Annotated in this window: 14 protein-coding genes; 4 read left to right on the top strand and 10 right to left on the bottom strand. The window is 74.0% G+C overall.

What is annotated here, in order from left to right; genetic code table 11:
• Positions 1 to 39: 39 nt before the first annotated feature.
• The 4 genes from smpB to ftsE form a co-directional block, all read right to left on the bottom strand.
• Positions 40 to 516, bottom strand: a complete 477-nt coding sequence (gene smpB / locus ACIQOW_RS31775; protein ID WP_188298095.1) for an SsrA-binding protein SmpB — start codon at positions 514 to 516, stop codon at positions 40 to 42.
• A 56-nt stretch (positions 517 to 572) separates the two neighbouring features.
• Positions 573 to 1,712, bottom strand: coding sequence for a S41 family peptidase (locus ACIQOW_RS31770; RefSeq protein WP_401090784.1), 1,140 nt, complete (start codon positions 1,710 to 1,712; stop codon positions 573 to 575).
• A 113-nt stretch (positions 1,713 to 1,825) separates the two neighbouring features.
• Entirely contained in the window at positions 1,826 to 2,737 is a 912-nt protein-coding gene (gene ftsX / locus ACIQOW_RS31765; RefSeq protein ID WP_188298093.1) for a permease-like cell division protein FtsX, read from the bottom strand.
• 79 nt (positions 2,738 to 2,816) lie between these two features.
• A complete protein-coding gene (gene ftsE / locus ACIQOW_RS31760; protein WP_030059730.1) occupies positions 2,817 to 3,506 on the bottom strand; it encodes a cell division ATP-binding protein FtsE in 690 nt (229 codons plus the stop codon).
• A 349-nt stretch (positions 3,507 to 3,855) separates the two neighbouring features.
• On the opposite strand from ftsE, the gene ACIQOW_RS31755 reads away from it, so the two are divergent.
• Positions 3,856 to 4,050, top strand: a complete 195-nt coding sequence (locus ACIQOW_RS31755; RefSeq protein ID WP_188298092.1) for a hypothetical protein — start codon at positions 3,856 to 3,858, stop codon at positions 4,048 to 4,050.
• A 158-nt stretch (positions 4,051 to 4,208) separates the two neighbouring features.
• Here ACIQOW_RS31755 and prfB read toward each other — a convergent pair whose 3' ends face one another.
• From prfB to ACIQOW_RS31740, 3 genes are all read right to left on the bottom strand, one after another.
• Positions 4,209 to 5,324, bottom strand: a complete 1,116-nt coding sequence (gene prfB, locus ACIQOW_RS31750) for a peptide chain release factor 2 (RefSeq protein ID WP_401090781.1) — start codon at positions 5,322 to 5,324, stop codon at positions 4,209 to 4,211.
• 94 nt (positions 5,325 to 5,418) lie between these two features.
• Positions 5,419 to 6,672: a serine/threonine-protein kinase gene (locus ACIQOW_RS31745; RefSeq protein WP_401090779.1), complete on the bottom strand. Its 1,254-nt coding sequence runs from the start codon at positions 6,670 to 6,672 to the stop codon at positions 5,419 to 5,421.
• A gap of 224 nt (positions 6,673 to 6,896) precedes the next feature.
• Positions 6,897 to 8,795 carry a protein kinase gene (locus tag ACIQOW_RS31740; protein ID WP_401090777.1) on the bottom strand — a complete coding sequence of 633 codons (1,899 nt, stop codon included), beginning with the start codon at positions 8,793 to 8,795 and terminating at the stop codon, positions 6,897 to 6,899.
• A 355-nt stretch (positions 8,796 to 9,150) separates the two neighbouring features.
• Between ACIQOW_RS31740 and ACIQOW_RS31735 the strand changes: the two genes are divergently transcribed.
• Entirely contained in the window at positions 9,151 to 12,129 is a 2,979-nt protein-coding gene (locus tag ACIQOW_RS31735) for an FtsK/SpoIIIE domain-containing protein (RefSeq protein WP_401090775.1), read from the top strand.
• Positions 12,130 to 12,227: 98 nt separating this feature from the next.
• Here the strand turns inward: ACIQOW_RS31735 and ACIQOW_RS31730 are convergent, their stop codons facing one another.
• Positions 12,228 to 12,779, bottom strand: a complete 552-nt coding sequence (locus ACIQOW_RS31730) for a hypothetical protein (protein ID WP_188295952.1) — start codon at positions 12,777 to 12,779, stop codon at positions 12,228 to 12,230.
• Between the two features lie 313 nt (positions 12,780 to 13,092).
• Here ACIQOW_RS31730 and ACIQOW_RS31725 point away from each other — a divergent pair, with 313 nt between their 5' ends.
• Positions 13,093 to 13,470 (top strand): nuclear transport factor 2 family protein, encoded by a 378-nt coding sequence (locus ACIQOW_RS31725; protein ID WP_401090773.1) that lies wholly within the window; start codon positions 13,093 to 13,095, stop codon positions 13,468 to 13,470.
• 327 nt (positions 13,471 to 13,797) lie between these two features.
• Positions 13,798 to 14,673: a hypothetical protein gene (locus ACIQOW_RS31720; RefSeq protein ID WP_401090771.1), complete on the top strand. Its 876-nt coding sequence runs from the start codon at positions 13,798 to 13,800 to the stop codon at positions 14,671 to 14,673.
• Between the two features lie 51 nt (positions 14,674 to 14,724).
• Here ACIQOW_RS31720 and ACIQOW_RS31715 read toward each other — a convergent pair whose 3' ends face one another.
• Both ACIQOW_RS31715 and ACIQOW_RS31710 read right to left on the bottom strand, forming a co-directional pair.
• Positions 14,725 to 15,588 (bottom strand): hypothetical protein, encoded by an 864-nt coding sequence (locus ACIQOW_RS31715; protein ID WP_401090769.1) that lies wholly within the window; start codon positions 15,586 to 15,588, stop codon positions 14,725 to 14,727.
• A gap of 70 nt (positions 15,589 to 15,658) precedes the next feature.
• Complete coding sequence (locus tag ACIQOW_RS31710; protein ID WP_401090767.1) at positions 15,659 to 15,940, bottom strand: hypothetical protein; 282 nt, start codon at positions 15,938 to 15,940, stop codon at positions 15,659 to 15,661.
• Positions 15,941 to 15,958: the final 18 nt, after the last annotated feature.

Below are 15,958 nucleotides of genomic sequence, written 5' to 3'. Positions count from 1 at the left end.
CGCCATACTACGCGAGGCGACGGGCGAGGGTCCAGCGGATTAACCCTGGCGCCGCCGGGCGGCCGCCACCGCACGGGCCGTCTCGCGGGTGTCCTGCTTCTCCCGCAGCGTCTGGCGCTTGTCGTAGAGCTTCTTGCCGACCGCGAGTGCCAGTTCGAGCTTCACCCGGCCGTCCTTGAAGTACAGCGAGAGCGGGACCAGGGTGTGACCCGCGTCGCGGACCTTGGTCTCGATCTTCTGGATCTCCATCCTGTGCAGCAGCAGCTTGCGCTTGCGCCGGGCCGCGTGGTTGGTCCACGTCCCCTGGGTGTACTCGGGGATGAAGACGTTGTCGATCCACGCCTCGTGGTTCTGGATGTAGGCGTAGCCGTCGACCAGGTTGGCCCTCCCCTCACGCAGCGACTTGACCTCGGTGCCGGTGAGGACGAGGCCGCACTCGTAGGTGTCGAGGATCGTGTACTCGTGTCGCGCCTTCTTGTTCTGCGCGATCAGCTTCTGTCCGGTTTCCTTTGCCATAGCGCGGCCATTCTCGCACTTCGACGCCGGATGGGGCAGCTGCTTTAGCGGCCGGGCTAGGCGAGGGTGCCGAGCCCGGACAGCACCCGCAGGGCCAGCCCGTCGGCCTCCTCGCCGGAACCGGCCGGGACGTCGGGGGTCAGGCCGGTGCCGTCCAGCGAGCGGCCGGCCGGGGTGTGGTAGCGGCCGACGGTCAGCTCCAGCACGGCGCCGTCGGCGAGCCGGCTGGGCTGCTGGACGGTGCCCTTGCCGAAGGTCCGCGAACCCACCACCACGGCGCGGCTGCGGTCCTGGAGGGCGCCGGCCAGCAGTTCGGCGGCGCTCATCGTGCCGCCGTCCACCAGCACCACCAGCGGGGTGCGCTGGTCGCCGCCGGGCGGGGCGGTCAACTCCCTGGTCTCACCGCGCTCCTGGTACGAGCCGACCGTTCCGCCGTCCAGGAAGATCCCGGCGGTGCCGGCCGCCTCGTCCACCAACCCGCCGGAGTTGCCGCGCAGATCGAGCACCACGCCGGCGTGCGGGGCGCGCAGCGCGGCGCGCACCTGGTCGGCCACGCCGCTGGTGAAGCCGCGTACGGTCACCCGCAGCACGCCCTTGCCCAGCTGCTCCGCGGTGACCTGCCGACTGTCCAGCAGCACGCGCCGCAGCCGCAGTTCGCGCACCTCGGCGCCGCCGCGCCGGACGGCCAGGGTGACCTCGGAGCCGGCCCGCCGCTCGTCGCCCTGGCCGCGCAGCCGAGCGACCACCTCGGTCACCGGCAGGCGGTCCGCCTGGTCCTGGCCGATCCGCAGCAGCCGGTCGCCGGGGGCGATCCCGGCCGCGGCGGCCGGGCCGTCCGGCGCGACCTGGGCGACCTCGGTGACGCCGTCCTCACCCCGGCCGACCGAGAGGCCGACGCCCGGGTACCGGCCGTCCAGGCCCTGGCTGAACTCCGCGTACTCCTGGGCGCTGTAGTACGCGCCCCAGCGGTCGCCGCCGGCCGCGAGCAGGTGCTCGGCCTGCTGCTCGGACAGGGCGGCGCCGGCCGGGTCCGCCGGCAGGCCGCCGACGGCCGCCGGGGCGGTGTCGGCGGAGGGGCGGTGCGGCGGACCGCCCGGATCGCCCCAGGCACCGGTGGCCGCGCCGGTCAGCAGCACGGCGCCGAACACCAGGCTGAGAGCGGCCACCTGGCGGGCCCTGCGCGGATTCTGCAGCATGTCACGGGAGTGTAGACACCGGTCCGCGCGGGACGGGCCGCAACGGTGGACCGCGGAACGCCGACGGCCCCGGACGGCGCAGTGCCGTCCGGGGCCGTCGGGGTGTCCCCGAATCAGACCTTGAGGTACTTGCGCAGCGTGAAGAACGCCGCGACGCCGGCCATTCCCATGCCCACCACGATCAGCAGCGGTATCACCGCCAGCACCGAGCCGAGCCCGATGAAGTGGATGAACTGCACCCGGTCGGCCAGCCAGTTCTGGACGAAGAAGTGCCCGCCGACCAGCAGCCCGGAGGCCATCGCGGCGCCGAGCAGCGCCGAGAAGGCCGCCTCGGCGATGAACGGCATCTGGACGTAGAAGTTCGAGGCACCGACCAGGCGCATGATGCCGGTTTCACGCCGTCGGCTGTACGCCGACACCCGGACGGTGTTGACGATCAGCAGCAGGGCGACGAAGAGCATCAGCACCATGATCACGAAGGCCGCCGTCTGGAGGCCGTTGAGCAGGCCGAACAGGTTCTCCAGGATCTTCCGCTGGTCCTCGACCGACTTGACGCCGGGCTTGCCGGCGAAGGCGCTCTGGATCACGTCGTACTTGGTCGGGTCGTTGAGCTTGACCCGCCAGGACTGCGGCATGGCGTCCGGGCCCAGGACGGAGATGAGCGGGTTGTCCGGGTTCATCTCCTTCCAGTGCTTGTACGCCTCGGCCGAACTCTCGTACGTGGACGACTGGACCACCGAGGTCATCTTGTCCAGCTGGTCCTTGATGTCCTGGACCTGCTGGTCGGTGGCCGCGCCCTTGTCGCACTGGGGCGAGTTGCGGGCATCCGCCTTGGTGCAGAAGTAGATGCTCACCTCGACCTTGTCGTACCAGTACCCCTTCATGGAGTTCACCTGGTCGCGGACCAGGAGCGAGGAACCGGCGAGGGCGAGGGAGAGCGCGACGCTGACCACGACCGCGATGGTCATGGTCAGGTTGCGTCGGAGACCCACACCGATCTCCGACAGGACGAACTGGGCACGCATGCGGGAAACAACTCCAGGGTCGGTACTGCTCGTGGTCTGGCGGTCCGGGCCGGCGGCCCCACGGGTCAGCGCTGGTCGGTCAGTGCTGGTATCCGTAGACGCCGCGGGCCTGGTCGCGGACCAGCAGCCCCTTGTCGAGCTCGATGACGCGCTTGCGCATCTGGTCGACGATGGCCTGGTCGTGGGTGGCCATCAGCACCGTGGTGCCGGTGCGGTTGATGCGGTCGAGCAGCTTCATGATGCCGACCGAGTTCTGCGGGTCGAGGTTGCCGGTCGGCTCGTCCGCGATCAGCAGCATCGGACGGTTCACGAAGGCACGGGCGATCGCCACGCGCTGCTGCTCACCACCGGACAGCTCGCCCGGCATGCGGTCCTCCTTGCCGCCCAGGCCGACCAGCTCCAGCACCTCGGGCACCACCTTGTTGATGGCGCTCTTGGGCTTGCCGATCACCTCCAGGGCGAAGGCGACGTTCTGCGCGACCGTCTTGTTCGGCAGCAGGCGGAAGTCCTGGAAGACGGTGCCCAGCTGGCGGCGCATGTGCGGCACCTTCCAGTTGGACAGCTTGCCGAGGTCCTTGCCCAGCACGTGGACCGCGCCCGTGCTGGGCCGCTCCTCGCGCAGGCACAGGCGGAGGAAGGTGGACTTCCCCGAGCCGGACGAGCCGACCAGGAAGACGAACTCACCCTTCTCGATCTCCAGCGAGACGTTGTCCAGGGCGGGACGGTTCTGCTTGGGATAGGTCTTGGAGACGTTGTCGAATCTGATCACGGCTGCATCACGGAGGCCATCCTAGGCGGCGCCAGTCCTCGCTCGATCCGCCCCGGAGGCCCGGTCCGCGGGCGGGCGAAAGGAGGGCAGAGGGCCGCTCCCGGACTGGGACCATACGCGAATCGGCAACCGGCCCGCAGGGACCGCCCGTGACAGCGTCCGGACCATGGGAGAGAATGTCCGTTTATGCCCCGAATATTGCGAGGCATCTCACAGCCCGGGAGCCGGAACCGCCGGAACCTGGCAGAGTGGAGGGAGCGACCGCGCCCGGCCGCTCCCCCGTACAGGGCAGTCCATGGAACCAAAGCCCCGTCCGGTGCGTTGGCAACAGCAGCGAGGAGGAGATCGCATGACCTGCGACCATCTGGTGTGCGCCAACTGCAACGGCCGCGTCAGCGACGGGCGTTGCCCGGTGTGCCGGGCCAACCGGGCCCGGATTCAGGAGCAGCAGGGGCCGTTCGCCGCGCTCTCCCCCGCGGTGCTGCTGGCCCTGCTGGCCGGGCTGCTCGCGGTGGCGCTGATCGCGCGGCAGGCACTGGCCTGAGTTCCCCTGACGTACGAGAAGGCCCCCGACCGCTGCGGTCGGGGGCCTTCGTCATGTCTGCTGTCACCCGGCGTGCTACTCGGCGCTGGTCTCGCGCTGCTTGCGCCGGCGGATGCCGGCCTCGATGCTGTGCCTGATGTTCATCGAGGCCGGAATCCTCACGCCTCGTTCGAGGTTTCCCGCTGCTTGCGCCAGCGGATCCCGGCCTCGATGAAGCCGTCGATGTCGCCGTCCAGCACGGCCTGCGGGTTGCCGGCCTCGTACGCGGTGCGGACGTCCTTGACCATCTGGTACGGGTGCAGGACGTAGGAGCGCATCTGGTTGCCCCAGGAGCTGCCGCTGTCCTTGAGGGCGTCCATCGCCGCCTTCTCCTCCTGGCGGCGCCGCTCCAGCAGCTTGGCCTGGAGGACGTTCATCGCGGACGCCTTGTTCTGGATCTGCGAGCGCTCGTTCTGGCAGGAGACCACGATGCCGGTCGGGAGGTGCGTGATGCGCACCGCCGAGTCGGTGGTGTTGACGCCCTGGCCGCCGGGGCCGGAGGCGCGGTAGACGTCCACCCGCAGCTCGCCCTCGTCGATGTCGACGTGGTCGGACTGCTCGACGACCGGGAGGACCTCGACACCGGCGAAGGAGGTCTGCCGGCGGCCCTGGTTGTCGAACGGCGAGATGCGCACCAGGCGGTGGGTGCCCTGCTCGACCGAGAGGGTGCCGTAGGCGTACGGCGCCTTCACGGTGAAGGTCGCCGACTTGATGCCGGCCTCCTCGGCGTACGACGTGTCGTACACCTCGGTGGGGTACCCGTGCCGCTCGGCCCAGCGCAGGTACATGCGCATGAGCTGCTCGGCGAAGTCGGCGGCGTCCACGCCACCGGCCTCGGCACGGATGTTGATCAGCGCCTCGCGGGAGTCGTACTCGCCGGACAGGAGGGTGCGGACCTCCAGCTCCTCGACCGCCTTCTGGAGGGCGACGAGCTCGGTCTCGGCCTCGACGCGGGTGTCCGCGTCGTTCTCGGCCTCGGCGAGCTCGAACAGCACGCCCAGGTCGTCGATGCGGCTGCGCAGGCCCTCGACCCGGCGCAGTTCGCCCTGGAGGAAGGAGAGCCGGCTGGTCACCTTCTGCGCGTTCGCGACGTCGTCCCACAGGGTGGGGGCGGCTGCCTCCTCCTCCAGGACCGCGATGTCGGCCCGGATCTTGTCCAGGTCGAGGACGGCCTCGATCGACCCCATGGTCGTATCGAGGTTCTTGAGCTCTTCGGAAGGATCGACGGCTGCCACGCCCCCAGGGTAATGGTTCCGGGAGTGGTCATGGCGACACCCCCGGTTCCTCAGGAGTCCCGGCCGCCGTCACGCCCGGGGCCGGGCCCCGGCTTCAGGGCGCCCGCGAGGCCGTGCCCGACACCGCGGGACGGGCCGGGTGCCCCTCGTCGGGGACGGTGGCCGCGAAGGCCGTCCAGGCCGCGGCGGCGCCCGCCAGCAGCAGCACGGTGGCCAGCAGGACGGCCAGCAGCCGGCGGCGGCGCAGCAGGGCCTGGCGGTCCCTGCGGTGGCCGGGGGCGGCGCGCTGGGCGCGGGACTCGACCGCGTACGCGGCCAGCTCGTCGGCGGACGGGCGGCGCAGGCTGGTGTGGGTGTCCCGGGTGGAGTCCGGGGCGGCCCCCGGCACCAGCGGGACGGCCGGGCCGCGGCGACGCTTGTGAGCGCCGGGGGCTGCGTCGATCTCGGCGTAGACGGCCTCGCCCGGGGTCAGCTGCTCCTCGGCCGGGGCGCGGCCCTGGCCGGGCACGGCGAGCACCGGCAGGCCGGCCAGCGAGGGCAGCTGCTCGCGCAGCCTGGCGGCCAGCTCGGCGGCGCGCAGCCGGGAGGCGGGGGCCTTGGCCAGGCACTCGGAGATGATCCGCCACAGCCCGTCCGGGAGGCCGGGGATCGGCGGCACCTGCTCGGTGACGTGCCGGCGCAGCACCGCGCCGGTGTGGCCGCCGCCGAACGGGGTGAAGCCGGCCAGCAGCTCGTACAGCACGGTGGCGAGGGCGTAGATGTCGACGGCGGCGCGCGGCTCCAGGCCCTCGATGATCTCGGGGGCGAGGTAGTCGGGGGTGCCGATGATCCGGGTGGCCCTGGTCCGGCGCGGGGCGTCGACCAGGCGGGCCACGCCGAAGTCGGTGAGCTTGGCGCGCGGGGCGCCGCCCGGTCCCGGGGCGGCGGCGAGGTCGAGCAGGACGTTCTCCGGCTTGACGTCGCGGTGGACGATCCCGGCGGCGTGCGCGGCGGCCAGGCCGTCGGCGACGTCGGCGATGACCGAGGCGGCGGTCTGCGGCGGCAGCGCGCCGTCCCGCTCCAGCCGGGAGCGCAGGTCGGTGCCCTGGACCAGCTCCATCACCAGGGCGAGGTCGCTGCCGTCCACCACCATGTCGCGCACGCCGACCACCCGGGGGTGGTCGAGGCTGGTCAGCGCGGTGCGCTCCTGGACGAAGCGGCCGACCAGCACCTGGTCGGCGGCGAGGTCCTCGCGCAGCAGCTTGACGGCCACCGGGCCGTCGGGCCCCTCACCGAGCCAGACCGTCCCGGCCGAACCCCGGCCGATCACCTGGTGGACGGTGTACCGGCTGCCGATCTTGCGTGCCAATGCTGCTCCGTGGGCGGCGCGGGAGCGCTCCGGGGGTCCGGCGCGCTCGGTGGGGCGGGACAACAGCGACCAACCTACGCGCCCGGAGGCCCCGCGGGGGCCGCCCGAGGGGCCCGGGGCCGGAGTCTCGGCCGAGAAATCCCACAAACTGTCGACAAAGCGTCAATATCGACGTCCGGGGCGGTCCTGAGCCCCGGTCGGCTCCGGCCCGGCCCCGGACGGCGCTACTTGCCGACGACGCTGTTCACCCAGTCGCGCGCCGAATCGAACCAGCCCACGACGTTGTCCCAGTAGTGGGGCAGCGGCGTGAAGTTCCACAGCGCCGCCCCGGCCAGGGCCAGCACCAGCAGCACCATCAGGCAGCCCTTGAAGCAGCCGAGCCCCGGGATGTACATCCGGTTGCGGCTGCGCGGGCGCGGCTCGCGGGCGGGTGCGGGCTCGCGGCGGGCCGGCGCCGGCGGCTCCTCGCGGCGCTGCGGCGGGGCCTCCCGGTGCTGCGGCGCCGGCGGCTCGGCCCTGCGGGCCACCGGGGCGGGCGCGGGCGGCGGCGGGTAGCCGCCCTGCGACTGCGCCTGCCCGTACCCGGCCGGGGCCTGCCGGTAGCCGCCGGCCGACTGCGGACGGCCGCCGCCCCGGGCGCCGGGGTGGCCGCCCTGGCCACTCTGACCGGGGTGGCCGCCCTGGCCGCCCTGGTAGGGCGGCGGGGCCACCGGCGGGCGCTGGGCGTAGCCGGGCGGGGGCGGGGGCTGGCGGTAGCCGCCGGGCGGCTGCTGCTGCCCCGGCCGCCCGCCGGGCGCGCCCTGGCCGCCATGCCCGCCCTGGCCGGCCTGGTAGGGCGGCGGGGCGAGCTGCGGCGGCGGGTAGTCCTCGTAGTCCTCGGGGCCGAAGTAGCCGACCTGGGTCTGCTGGTTGCGGTCCCGCGCCGCGCGCAGCTGGGTCTGCCACGGGTGCGGCTCCTCCTCCTGCGGCGGCCCGGCGGGCAGGGGCGGCGGCGCGGCGACGGGCGGCATCATCCGGGTACGGTCCTCGGCACCCTGCGGGGGCGCGGCCGGCGGCTGGGTGCCCATCACCCGGGTCGCCGCGGCCGGGTCGAACTGCCCCCCGCCCGGGGTCGGCGGCAGCAGCTGGGTGCGGTCCTCGGTGCCCGGGGCCATCGCGCCGGGCACCGCGGGCGGCAGCAGCGGCACGGCGGCGGGCACGACGGTCGGCTGCGGGTCCGGCACCAGCAGGGCGCCGACCGCCAGCGCCTCGTCCACCGCCACCGGGGAGGCGTGCACGCCGACCCCGGCCGCGACCACCCGCAGGGCGCGGGCCAGCGAGGTGGCGCCGGGCCGCTGGGCCGGGTCCTTGCGCAGGCAGCGCTCGATCACCGTCCAGAGCGGCTCGGGCATGGTGCTGGGCCGCTGCGGCTCCTGGGCCAGGTGGGCCTGGAGGAGGGCGAGCGCGCTGTCGCCCTGGAACGGCTGGCGGCCGGTGACCAGCTCGTACAGCATGATCCCGGCGCCGTACACGTCCACCGCGGAGGTCTGCGGGCGGCCCTCGGCGGACTCCGGCGCGACGTAGGCGGGGGTGCCGACGAACTCGTGGGTGCGGGTGACGCCCGGGGAGTCGGCGAGCCGGGCGATGCCGAAGTCGGTCAGCAGCGGGTGCATCTGCTCGGTTCCGTCCACCAGGATGGAGGCGAGCAGCACGTTGGCCGGCTTGAGGTCGCGGTGGACGATCCCGTCCGCGTGGCTGGCCGCGAGCGCGTCCGCGACCTGGGCCATCAGCAGGGCACCCGCGATCGGGCTGAACGGGCCGTGGGCGCGCAGGTAGCGGGCCAGGTCGGGGCCCTCCACCAGGTCCATCACCAGGGCCAGCAGCTCGCCCTCGACGACCAGGTCGCGGACCCGGACGATGTTGGGGTGGGTCAGCCGCAGCAGCAGCGAGCGCTCGCGCAGGAAGCGCATCACCACGTCCGGGTCGGCGGCCAGCTCCTCGCGCAGCACCTTGATCGCCACCCGCTGCCCGGGCGCGCAGCCAGGCACCTGGACGTCCTCGCGCACCACACCGCGCCAGACGGTGCCCGTCGCACCTCGCCCGAGGGTCTCATCCAGCAGATACTTGCTGCCGACTGGCCGCACCTGTCGCACTCCTCGCCGTGCCGCCCGCGCGGGGCGCTCCTCCGCCGGTGCGGTGAGCCTGCCGGGCCCGTGTCTGCGGCCACTCTAACGGTGTCCGTTGGGGTTTTCGGGGTGCCCGGCGGGCCTTCGGAGCAGGGTTGGGGGACATCCCCTAGGGGAGTACCCGGAGCCGGTCCCCCGGCTCGTCCCCGGGCTCGTCCCCGGGCCCATCCGCAGGCCCGTCCGCAGGCCCGGGTCGCGACGGTTGACCTGACCCACCGTCGCCTCCAACATGGCGATGATCGCAAGATCGTCAAATCCGGTACGGTGCGCGGACCGTCCGTGACGGATGGCAGGATGGACACTCGGCACTCGTGTGGCCCACACGGTCGCCGCGACCGCCCGGTGCGTCCGCGACGGCACCGGGCAGCGGTACCAGGCTTCACATCAGCAGAAGGGACCCGCGGGCGAGATGCAGATCCGGCTGACCGTCCTCCGACCGCGCAGCGGCCCGTCCGCCGCCGGCTCCGCCATTCCCTACGTGGACGTGCTGGTCACCGCGCCCGTCGGCACCGCACTCGGCGCCATCGCGGGCGCACTGGCGGGTGCCGTGGGCGTGCGCGGGCCACGGGCCGCCACCCACGTGCACCTGTACGCCGGGGCGCACCGGGTGGACGAACACACCCTGCTCGGCCACCCGCCACTGCTCGACGGCGCCGTCCTCAGCCTGAACGAGCCCGACCCGACCGCCGACGACCCCGACGACGCCCCCGCCGCCGCCGAACTGCGCGTGGTCGGCGGCCCGGACGCCGGCGGCGTGCACCGGCTGCACGGCCGGGAGATCCGGATCGGCCGCTCCGCCGAGGCCGACGTCCCGCTCGACGACCCGGACGTCTCCCGGCTGCACCTCTCCCTGCACCTAGGCGAGGACGGCCGGATCTCCGTACGCGACCTCGGCTCCACCAACGGCACCACCCTGGACGGCCGGCTCGTCCCGCCGGCACCGCCGGAGGCCGCCGTCCCGCTGGAGCCCGGCGCCGTGCTGCGGATCGGCGAGTCCACCCTGCAAGTGGCCGCCCCCGACCCGGCCGAGGCCGTCGGAGCCGTCCGCACCGCCCTGCCGGACGGCCACGGCCACCTCCAGCTCGCCGCACCCGGCCCGGTCAGGCCCGCACCGCCGGTGGCCGAGCCGCCCGCCGCCCCCGAACCGGCGCCCGGCCGCGGCCGCGGCCTGTTCTCCCTGCTGCCCGGCCGCGCCGCCGAGCCGCCCGGCCAGGAGAGCGCCGAGCGCCACCACGCCGCGGTACGGCTGCGCCAGACCGCCGCCCAGCGCGAGCGCTGGCCCGACCTCGCCACCCTGCTGCTGAACGCCGTCGGCCCCGGCCCCCGGCTCTGGGAGCGCGGCCCCGGCCACCCCGACGCGCTCACCCTGCGCCTCGGCACCGCCGACCGCCCCGGCGGCCCCGGCACCACCCCGGGCACCATGCTGCCCGCCGTCCCGGTCACCCTCGACCTCCAGACCGCGGGCAGCCTCGGCCTCAGCGGCCCGCGCGAGCGCCTGGACGCGCTCACCCGCGCCGTCGTCGCCCAGCTCGCCGCGCTGCACCCGCCGACCGGCCTGAGCCTGGTCGTGGTCGACGCCGACCCGGCCCGCGCCGTCGAGGAGCGCGCCGACACCTGGGCCTGGGCCCTGTGGCTGCCCCACCTGCGCCCGGTCGACGGCCAGGACTGCCGGCTGCTGATCGGCCTCGACGACGAACAGGCCACCGCCCGGCTGACCGAGCTCACCGCCCGGCTCAACGGCCCGAGCGGCCTCGGCGGCCACGGCGCCACCGTGGTCGTGGTGGACGGCCGCCCGGCCACCGAGGCCGCCCGGCAGGCGCTCGACCTGCTGCTGCGCCAGGGCCCGGCGGTCGGCATCTTCCCGATCTGCCTCGCCGAGCAGCCCGAGCTGCTCCCCCGGGGCCTCGGCGCCACCGCCCTGATCACCGGCGAGGTCGGCACCCAGCTCTCGCTGGACCGCCCGGTCGCCCGCGGCCGGGAGACCCTGCACGAGGTCTCGCTGGACGCCGTCTCGGACGCCTGGGCAGAACGGCTGGCCCGCGTCCTCGCCCCGCTGCGCGAAGCCGCCCCGGCCACCCGCGGCCCGCTGCCCGACGCCCTGCGGCTGCTCGACCTGCTCCAGCTCGACACCGTCACCCCGGCCAAGCTCTCCGCCCGCTGGGAGGCCCACGCCGGCGGCATCGGCGCCGCCACCGCCCTGCTCGGCACCACCAGGGACGAGCTCTGCACGCTCGACCTGGCCGACCCGGAACTCACCCTCCCCTCCCCCGACCCGGGCGGCCCGCACCTGCTGATCGGCGGGGCCCACGGCTCCGGCAAGACCGAGCTGCTGCGCACCCTGGTCGCCTCGCTCGCCGTCTCCGAACGGCCCGAGCGGCTGACCGTCACGATCGTCGAGGGCCGGGCCACCGAGGAGGGCCTGGACGGCTGTACCGAGCTGCCGCACGTCACCGGCCGGGTGAACGCCGCGACCGACCCGCGCGCCGCGCTGCTCGCGGCCGAGGCGCTGGAGGACGAACTCGCCCTGCGGGAACGGCTGTTCGACGGGCTGGACTTCGCGTCCTGGCACGCCACGCGCATCCTGGACGGGCACGGCCTGGACGGGCGCGGCCTCGACGAGCACCGCCTTGACGAGCACCGCCTCGACGGGCGGGACGCGGGCGCGGAGCGCCCCCAGGTCCCGGTGCCCGCCACCGTCGGCGGCGGCGCCGCCATCACGCCCCGGGTCATCCCGCCGCGCAGCGCGGAGGGCCCCCGCCCGTCCGACGGCCCCGCCGCCACGCCCGTACCCGCCCGGCTGGTCGTCGTCGTCGACGACTACGACGCGCTGCTCTCCCCCACCTCCCCGGCCGGCCGGCCGCTCGCCCGCGCGCTGGCCGCCGTCGCCCGCCGCGGCGGGCCGCTCGGCGTCCACCTCGCCGTCGCCACCGGCCGCCCCGAGGAGAGCGCCGGCACCGAGGTGGACGAGGCCGCGCTGCTCCGGATCGCGCTGCGCACCGACGACCCGGCCGACTCCGACCTGCTGATCCACCTCGGCGACGCGGCCGCCCTGCCCGAGGACACCCCGGGCCGCGGCTACCTGCGGCTGCCGGACGGCGGCGTCAGCGCCTTCCAGACCGCCCGGATCAGCGGCCGCATCCCGCGCACCGCCACCCTGCGCCCCACCGTGGTCGCGATAGACCCGCTCCAGCTCGGCGCCCCGCCGGCCCGCCGCCCGGTCCGCGAACTCGGCAACGGCCCCACCGACCTCGCCCTCCTCGCCAGCGCCCTCCAGCGCGCGGCCGCCCGCTGAGCCCAGCACCACACCCCGTTGCCGCTTCGGCCCCGCCGAGCGGCAACGGCGTCTTCCGGTCCCCTGTGTAGGAGGTCGGCGGGGTCGACTTCCCGTGCTCAGGGGTGGGTTGCGCGGGTGCGGCAGTGGGTGAGGGCGTGGGTGATGCGGCGTTCGGAGGGGAGGGTGGTGGCGAGGAGTTCCCCGGCGGTGACGAGGGTGGTCCAGTAGAGGGTGGGGTTGCCGGTGCGGGGCAGGGGTTGGGCGGCGGCCAGGGAGAGGTAGGCGTCGGTGAGGTTGCCGGTGGTGAACCAGCGCTGAAGCCCGTGCTGATGGCCGGGGCGGATGCCGCCCATCGCGTCCATGGCGACCAGGAAGTGCTCGACGACGGCGAGTTCGGTGTCGGTGAGGGACTTGGGGATGTCGAAGACGCCGAGGGCTTCGAGGAGTTCGCCGGTGTCGCTCTCGGTGTCGGGGCGGGGGTCGGCGAGGAGGGCGTCGTAGCAGTCGGTCAGGCGGCGGGTGGTCTCGGCCTGGGGGATGTCGAGGGCGAGGCAGACGGCGCGCGCGACGCGGAGGGGCTGGTGGCCGAGGCGGGCGATCAGGGCGTAGGTGGCTGCGGGGGTGGCGCCACGGGAAAGCGTGTGGCGGGCGAGGGTTGAGAGGTGCACCGGGAATCGAACTTTCAGACGAGGGTGGCGGAGGAGGCGACGAGAGCCCGGACGAACCTGCCGATGCCGCACGGGCGGAGGTGACTCCCCCATTGTTCGGCGAGTTCGTCAACGGGGCGGAGCACGCGGGGACGGCGGGACGTGAGCATGAGGGAGCACCTTGAAGGGAAGGAAGATGGAGCCAGTCGCACCACCGTCGGCGATTTACTGACGACGAGTAGTCAGTTGTCCACGGGAGTGGCATGTTCAAACGGAATTCGGGGATGACGGTCCGGGCATCCGGTGGAACCACAACGGCTGGTATTACTGGGACATGCAGGAAGAGACCGCACGCTCCGCGATCGACACGTTCATCTCCGCGTTCAACGCCTCGGACGACAGCTATGTGACCGCCCTGCTCCCGCAAGCCCTGACCTCGGACGTGGTCTTCTGGGGGCCGCTGGGCCGCAGCGAAGGGATCGAGGCGGTCGAGCGGTTCGTGCTGGACATCCGGCGCCACCCGGCGGGGACCGGCACGATGGTGCGCTGCTCAGCGGTGGACATGCCTGGCGAATGGGCCCGGTACCAGTGGGTCTTCACCACGCCCGATGGAGGCCCCCGCCTGGTGGGGACGGATGTCGTCCATCTGCGACGGAACCTCATCGACCAGATCATCGTCTTCGCGGGGGAGATCGAGCCGTTCGCCTCCTGAGTCGCCCTTCTGTCGCCGCCCTTCCCCTGGACTTGCCCCGTCGGCGTCCGGGGGCTGTGCTCGCGGTTGGTCAGGCCGCGGTGTCGAGGGGGCGTCCGCCCCGGCGAATGCCCTTTTCGCTGCGGGTGCGGGAGCACGGGGAGCCGGCGGCGCCGACTTCCCACGCAGGGGGTGGGGGCGCACTTGATGCGCGAGGCGGGGCTTCACGCTCGAACGGTTCGCACTCCGCGTAATCGATGTGCTACTTTCCGCATCATCGACAGAACATAGGAGACCCCGGCGGTGGTGGAACACCCCGGGGTCGGGCACCAGGAGCAGCAACTCCCCATGCGGATTCATCGTAGCGCGCATGCGCGTGCGTTCACCGTCCTTCCGAACGGCCTGTTGCAGGACCGCCGGCTCAGTTTCACCGCGCGCGGCCTGCTCGCTGACCTCCTCTCCCGCCCCGACGGGCGCCGCGAGGACGGGCGGCAGATGGCGGACAGCAGCCCGCAGGGGCGCGGCGCCGTCCGACGGGCGCTCAACGAGCTGAGGAACGCCGGGTACTACCGGGTCGACACGGTCCGGATGCCCGACGGGACACTCCGTTCCGAGACCCACGTCTTCGACACCCCGCAGCCCGCACCGGCTGCCCACCCCCCGGACTTCGGCGCAGGGGGCACCGGCCGCCCTGTCACCCCTCCCGTAAAGGACCCGGGGAAAGAAACCACCCTCCCGGATGAACCAGGTGAACCGGGTGAACCGGGTGAACCGGACGCACAGACCAGGTCCGCCGTGGCCGTGCTGTTCCGGGTGATCCGGCCCGAACCCCGCCTGCGCCTCGGCGACGCCGAGGCCCGGACACTGGCACCACTCGTCACAAAGTGGCTGCTACGAGGATGCGGCGAGGCCGAGTTGGCCCACGCCCTGCTCCCCGGACTGCCCCGGCCGATGCACTCCCCCGCCGCGATCCTCCGGGACCGCCTGCAACGCAAACTGCCACCGGAACGGCCGGCCGCGCAGCCCCCACCGGCCCCGTACGCCGAATGCGGCCGCTGCCACGACCCGGTACCCCGCCCCGGCATCTGCCGCGCCTGCGCGGGCCTCGGCACGAGAACCGTCGCCGTCGGCACCGGCGCGACCGCCACCTCCGGCGGCGTCGCCCGGGCCCGCGCGGCCCTGCGCGCACGGCTCGGCCCGCCCGCGGTGGCACTCGACTGCTGACCACCACGGGCGGGCCGCACCGAACCGTCAAGCGGCCAGACCCTCAGGCGGTCAGGCGCACTTGATCTCGCGGTTCACCACGGCCATCCCGGCGACCTTGTCGCCGTCCACGGTGAACTCGTACTGCCAGCCCTGCTGCCCCTCGACCGGCATCACGTACTTGCCGCTCTTGGCGAGCTGGAGGCCCTTGGCGCCGTACGCCTGCTGGAGCGCCTCCACGGTGGAACCCGCGCCGACGCCCTCGGCCGTCTTCGCCTCCGCCGGCGCGGCCAGCTCGCGCAGGCCCGTCGCCGCGAAGGAGACCCGGCCGCTGGCCAGGTACGCCTTGTCCTTGGCCTCCTGGGCGAACCGCAGGTCGACCAGGGCCATCGTCGAGTCGGCGATCGCCTTGGCGGCGTCGGCCGATCCCTTGGCCGCGGCGGCGGAGCCCGCGGCGGCGGCCGCCGCGTCCTTGGCGGAGGCGTTCGGCGGCAGGGTGCCACCCGCCGCGGGCGCCTTGCCCGAGGCCGCGTCGGCCTTGGCGCTCAGGTCCTTGTAGCGGGCCTCGGTGGCCGCCTCGGCGGTCATCCGGGCCTGGTCCGGCGCCGGGCCGCCCTTGTAGACGAAGTCCGTGCAGCCACCGAGCAGCGAGACCGGCGCGCTCTCCAGGGCGCCGGTGGCCAGCCCGGCGTCCTTGGCCATCCCGGGCGTCAACCCCCGGTACCCGGCCGCCGCGAAGGCCTCCGGGCCCTTCGAGGTGGGCGCCGCCGAGGGCGTCGCCACGGGCGCCCCGGCGGTGGCCGGAGCCTTCGCCGCGTCCTTCGTGTCGCTCTTGTCGCTCTTGTCGTCGGACGTACAGGCCGCCGCACCGGCGACCAGCAGTACCACCGAGATGCCCACGCCCACCGCGCGGACCGAGGCCCGGTTCTTCCCCATGTCACAACCCCCACTTGATCGTTCGCGGCTCACCGTACCGAGCGCGCGACCGTGATCCACAACCGGTTTCTCAGGCGCAGTACGTGTTGTGCCTGACCAGCGCGAGGCCGGCGACCCTGCCCTCGGCCATGGTGAACTCGTAGAACCAGTCCGGGCCGCCGTTGCCGCCCTCGGCCGGGAGCTCGTACCCGCCGTCCTCGGCCGGCTGCGGCGGCGTACTGGCCGCCGCGGTCGCACCGGCCCCCTGCCCGGTGCCCTCGCCGCCCTCGCAGGCCGCCGCTCCTGCCGCGACCAGAGCCGTCGTCAGCACGGCCCCCACCACGCGCGCGCCGCGCGCCGTCCCCACGGTCATCCCATCCTCTTCATCGAT

The organism is Kitasatospora sp. NPDC091335 (genome assembly GCF_044757205.1).
Taxonomy (GTDB): Bacteria; Actinomycetota; Actinomycetes; order Streptomycetales; family Streptomycetaceae; genus Kitasatospora.
The sequence above is the reverse complement of the archived record's forward strand: the minus strand, read 5'-3'. Positions and strand labels throughout refer to the sequence as shown.